3 protein-coding genes are annotated in these 1867 nt (G+C 75.5%); 1 reads left to right on the top strand and 2 read right to left on the bottom strand.

Annotated features, from left to right (window positions below):
* Window positions 1-597: glycosyltransferase family 4 protein (locus tag V7793_RS37130; protein WP_336014093.1), on the top strand; the 597-nt coding region annotated here is incomplete at its 5' end.
* Window positions 598-642: 45 nt separating this feature from the next.
* Here V7793_RS37130 and V7793_RS37125 read toward each other — a convergent pair.
* Window positions 643-1488, bottom strand: coding sequence for a pentapeptide repeat-containing protein (locus tag V7793_RS37125; RefSeq protein ID WP_168093610.1), 846 nt, complete (start codon window positions 1486-1488; stop codon window positions 643-645).
* A 41-nt stretch (window positions 1489-1529) separates the two neighbouring features.
* Window positions 1530-1867 (bottom strand): PucR family transcriptional regulator (locus V7793_RS37120; protein WP_336014091.1); only part of this gene is annotated, 338 nt, incomplete at its 5' end.

The following is a 1867-nucleotide window of genomic DNA, read 5'->3' as shown; positions in this document are numbered from 1 at the left end:
GGCGAGCTCAAGGAGCGCCTCGACGAGCCGCGCGACAAGACCCGTGCCGAACTGGGCGCGGTGGCCCGCCCGTTGCTGGTCGCCGTCGGCCGTCTGGAGGCGGGCCGGGGCCACTCCGTCCTGCTGGACGCGGCCCGCGTCTGGCGCGAGCTGGACCCCGAGCCGCTGCTGATCGTGGCGGGCGAGGGCCCCGAGCGGCCGCTGCTGCAGCGCCGCATCGAGGAGGAGAACCTCCCGGTCCGCCTGGTGGGCCGCCGCGACGACGTCCCCGAGCTGCTCGCCACGGCCGACATCGCGATCCTGCCCAGCCGCTGGGAGGCCCGCTCCCTGCTCGCCCAGGAGGCGCTGCACGCGGGCGTCCCCCTGGTGGCCACGGCCGTCGGCGGCGTCCCCGACCTGGTGGGCGACGCGGCCGAGCTCGTCCCCTACGGCGACTCCGCCGCCCTCGCCGGGGCGGTGGCCCGCCTGCTGGCCGATCCGGCCCGCCGTGCCGAGCTGACCGCGGCGGGCCGCGCCCAGGCGGCCACCTGGCCCACGGAGGACGACACGGTCGCGCACGTCCTCAGCGTCTACGACGAGCTGGCCGCGGGCGGATAGCCCGCCCCCGGCCCCTCGCAGGCGGAACGTTTCGGGCGCGGCGGCTCAGGCGGCCGGGCCCCAGTGCGCCGGCCGGCTCAGCGCCGCCGGCAGCTTCGTGCTCGCGTCGCCCCGCGCCGCGTTGAGCTGGGCCTGGGTGAGGAAGACGCTCCCGGTCAGGTCGGCGCCTGCGAGGTTCGCGTCGCGCAGGTCGGCCCCGAGGAGGTCGGCGGTCCGCAGGTCCGCGCCGCCGAGGTCCGCGGCGATCAGGTACGCGCCCCGCAGGTTGGCGCCCCGCAGGTCGGCGCCGCGCAGCCGGGCCCCCATCAGGTCGGCCCCGCGCCGGTTCTTCTTCTTGCCGGGCACCTGCGCCCGTACGAGCTCGCTGGTGCGCTGCAGCAGTTCGCCGACCTCCATCCGGCGCGCCGCCACGTCCACCTCGAGGATCGCCTCGGGGCTCTCGTGGGTCAGGCGCTCGACGGCGTCGTGCACACGCCGGACCTCGGCGTGCAGCCGCCGGGCCGCGGGCAGGGTCAGAGCCTCTGCCAGGTACCAGAGCAGCTCGTGCAGCTGCCGCATGACCGGGTAGACGGCGAACATCTGCCGGGCGGTCCCGGGGTCCTGCCGCCAGTCCCGGCCGCCGAAGGTGACCTGGGAGACCTTCTGCCCCGCACCCTGGCAGTCGTAGACGGTGCAGCCGGAGAAGCCCTTCTGCCGCAGCTTGGTGTGGATGCCGCAGCGGAAGTCCTGCTGGATGTTGCCGCACGGCTTGCCCGCGTCCTTGGTCACGGCGAAGTCCGCCGAGGCGACGAACGGCAGCGCGACGCAGCACAGCGCGAAGCAGCTGCCGCAGTCCGCCCGCAGGTCCTCGCGGTCCGCCGCGGCGACGCCGACTGCCGCATTCTTCTTCATTCCGGTCACCGTTCGAGTAGAGCCCGGTCCATCTGCGCAGGTCAAATCCATTCCGTATGACGCCGCGCACGCAGCGCGAGGCTCAGGGACAGCACCGTCTCCGGGTCCTCCAGGTCCGCCCCCAGGAGCCGGCCGATGCGCGCCAGCCGGTCGTAGAGCGTCTGGCGGTTCAGGTGCAGCTCGCGCGCGGTCTCCGCCTTGCGGCCCGCGTGGGCGAGGTACGCGGTCAGGGTGGGCAGCAGCGCCGGCCGGGAGGCGGCGTCGTGCGCGATCAGCGGGCCGAGCACCCGGTCGACGAACGCCGCCAGATCGCCCTGGGAGCGCAGCCGCCACAGCAGGACGTCGACGTCGAGCCGGCGCACGTCGTGCCAGGGCCGGT

Origin of the sequence: Streptomyces sp. KLMMK (genome assembly GCF_036961605.1) — a bacterium.
Classification (GTDB): Bacteria; Actinomycetota; Actinomycetes; order Streptomycetales; family Streptomycetaceae; genus Streptomyces; species Streptomyces telluris.
The sequence above is the reverse complement of the archived record's forward strand: the minus strand, read 5'-3'. Positions and strand labels throughout refer to the sequence as shown.

Bases quoted from the DNA above. Each gene is read 5' to 3' on its own strand.
- V7793_RS37125 (WP_168093610.1), bottom strand. From the start codon at position 1,488: ATGAAGAAGAATGCGGCAGTCGGCGTCGCCGCGGCGGACCGCGAGGAC.